Here is a 2,733-nt window from a genome sequence, read left to right on the forward strand (position 1 = left end):
GCGAGCGGCGCGTGCCGGCGGGCGCCGCCCGCTCGGGCGCGGGCGACGGGCTCAGCACGGCGCGCAGGGTGGTCAGTAGCGGAACGCTCATCGGGCTTCCTCAGTCGAGCAGCATCACCTGCGTGTCGCGCGTGCCCCGGAACGGGTTGCGGCCGTGCGCGACCAGCATGTTGTCGACGATCATCAGGTCGCCGGTGCGCCAGGCGAAGGCGACTTCCTCGGCGTCGAAGGCGTCGTAGACGGCATCGAGATCGGCGGCCGGCATCGGCGCCCCGTCGCCGTAGCGGATCTCGTAGGGGAAGGCGGCGCGGCCCGCGTAGCGCCGCTGCAGGTGCCGGTAGCTGAAGTCGCCCATCGAGCGCGGATTCGGGTGCTGGGCGCTGGCCTGGTTGAACCAGACCGTCTCGCCGGTGCGCGGATGCCGGCGCAGCGCCGGGCCGACGTGCGAGACCGTCAGGCTGCCGTCCTCGAGCCAGCGCCAGCCGAGCCCGCGCGCCTCGCATAGCGCCTGGGCCTGCTCGCGCTCGGCGGTGCCGAAGGCCTCGTCCCAGGGCCGGTGGTATTCGGCGAACGGCAGGTTCGGGTTGGCGGCCAGCCGCTCGGCGCGGTCGCCCGGCGCCGCGAAGTTGCGCAGGTACATCACGCCGCGCGCGGCGAAGCGCTCGCGCAGCCCGGCCGGCAGCCGCGCGGTCAGGCGCCGCATGTCGCAGATCGGCGTCTCGCCGCCCGAGTCGGCCGGCTTGCGGCAGTAGAACGCCAGCAGGCGAGGGAACGACGGCATGTAGGCCATTTCCTGGTGCAGGCCGATCTTGAACGGCGGCGGCATGCGCGTCGATTCGTAGACGTCGCCGGCCACCTGCCGGCGCGGCGCGGCGCCCGCGGTATAGCCGTTGGCGTGCGGCGCGAACAGCGCCCCCAGGCGGCCGAAGGCGGCCGTGTCGGGCAGCGCGAAACCGCGCAGCAGCAGGGCGCCGTATTCGGCGAGCAGCGCGTCGATGTCGGCGCGCCGCTCGCGGAACCAGGCCACGAAGGCATCGGTGGCGCCGCTCGAACCGGTCGAGTCGTAGAGCTCGGCGAGCGCCGGGTCCACCGGTTCGATCAACAGCGGCACGCTGCGGCCGGCCACCGCCGGCGCGCAGCGCACCGTGTCGGCGCCGAGCCGCGCGGCGGCCGGATGGAGGGCGGGAGGGGCGAGCGCGCTCATCGCGTCAGGCCAGCGCGGGCTTGCTGAGCAGGATCTCGAAGCCGAGCGCGCCGAGCCCCGCGCTCGGGCTGTGGATGCTCGCGTAGGGCGCCAGCCCCGCCTCGGCCACCAGCTCGTGCGCCTCGGCCAGCGTGATCTTCTCCTCGACGTGGGTGGGCGGGTAGTCGGCCGCCGCGCGCATCGCGGTGAAGCGGTCGAGCAAGTGCTGCGGCGCGTCGCGGCGCATGTCGTGCACCAGGGCCACGCCGCCCGGGTGCAGCACGCGGAACATCTCGGTCAGGCTCTTCGCCTTGTCCGGCAGGTGGTGCAGGGTGGCGCGGCCGACCGCCATGGTCAGCTCGCCGTCGGCGAACGGCAGCTCGAGCGCGTCGCCCACCCGCAGCTCGACGCGCTGCTCGATGCCGAGCGTCTTCAGGCGCGGGCGGCCCTCGTCGAGCATGGCCGGATCGAGGTCGACGCCGATGAAGCGCCAGCCCTCCATCGCCGGATCGGCGGCCAGGCGGACCGGCACCACGCCGGTGGCGGTGCCGATGTCGGCGATGGTGCCGGCCGCCATGCCGCGGGCGAGCTGGCGGATCCGGCTGATGAACAGCAGGTCCCAGGGTTCGAGCGTCTCGGTGGCGAAGCGGTCGTAGTCGTTGGCCGGGCGGAGATTCTTCAGCAGCATGGCGTTCCTCGATTCGGTCGGGGCGTTGCGTGGAAGGGAGTGGCGAATGGCGGGTTCATGGCCGGGCGCGCTCATAACCAGCCGACCGGCACGGCGGCCAGCAGGCGCCGCGCGGTGGCGCTGTTGACGCCGAACGCGGGGCGCTGCCGGCGCTCGACCGCGTGCGCGACCATCGCAGCGATGCGTGCCGACAGGCCCAGCCCGACGCCCCAGGAGGGCGAGGCGACGCCGAGGTCGAGCAGCGTCGCGGCGCTCAGGAAGTCGATGTTCGGGTTGAGCCCCTTGCGCTGGCCGGCGCGCGCGCAGCAGGCATCGGCCAGCGTCGAGGCCGGCCCGCCGAAGCCGCGCGCCGTGAGCAGCGCGCGCAGGTGCGGCGGCCGTGGATCGGCGACGAACAGCGGATGGCCGAAGCCGAACAGCAGCGAGCCTTCGGCGTCGAGCGTGCGGTCCACCGCCTCCCGGCCGGCGGCTTCCAGTCGAGCGGCGAGGCTCGCGTCGGGCCGGCGGGCCGGGTCGCGCGCCTCGACGGGCAGCGTGTCGAGGATCGCACCGAGCCATTGCATCGCCTCGAGCGCGGCGCCCACGTGCGAGGGGCCGCTGGCGAGAAAGCCCGAGGCCACCGCCTGGGTCAGCGTCACGCCGGTGCCGATCGCCACGCGCGGCGCCAGCACGGTCGGCGTGATGTAGCCGAAGCCGGCATGCCAGGCCACCAGCAGCGCGTCCATCGCGGCGAGCGCGGCCGGATCGCGGCGCGTCGCGCCGGTCAGCACCAGCATGCGTCGCGCGTGGCTCGATGCGTCGGCGGCGGCGGGGTCCTCGCAGGGGCGCCCGGCGATCGCCGCGTGCAGCAGGAACGGCGCGG

At 74.7% G+C, this 2,733-nt stretch carries 3 protein-coding genes; all 3 read right to left on the reverse strand.

The genetic code is table 11. The features are described 5' to 3' along the window. Positions 1–100: 100 nt before the first annotated feature. Complete coding sequence (locus F3J10_RS35140; RefSeq protein ID WP_167244005.1) at positions 101–1,204, reverse strand: TauD/TfdA family dioxygenase; 1,104 nt, start codon at positions 1,202–1,204, stop codon at positions 101–103. A 4-nt stretch (positions 1,205–1,208) separates the two neighbouring features. Continuing rightward, positions 1,209–1,871, reverse strand: coding sequence for a class I SAM-dependent methyltransferase (locus F3J10_RS35145; RefSeq protein ID WP_025101068.1), 663 nt, complete (start codon positions 1,869–1,871; stop codon positions 1,209–1,211). 71 nt (positions 1,872–1,942) lie between these two features. Then, on the reverse strand, positions 1,943–2,733 hold a 791-nt coding region (locus F3J10_RS35150; RefSeq protein WP_275691726.1), incomplete at its 5' end, for a citrate/2-methylcitrate synthase.

This window comes from Burkholderia sp. Cy-637 (assembly GCF_011753175.1).
GTDB lineage: Bacteria > Pseudomonadota > Gammaproteobacteria > Burkholderiales > Burkholderiaceae > Burkholderia > Burkholderia gladioli.

Excerpts from the sequence above, each read along its gene's own strand:
- F3J10_RS35145 (WP_025101068.1), bottom strand. The coding sequence starts at position 1,871 with ATGCTGCTGAAGAATCTCCGCCCGGCCAACGACTACGACCGCTTCGCC.
- F3J10_RS35140 (WP_167244005.1), bottom strand. The coding sequence starts at position 1,204 with ATGAGCGCGCTCGCCCCTCCCGCCCTCCATCCGGCCGCCGCGCGGCTC.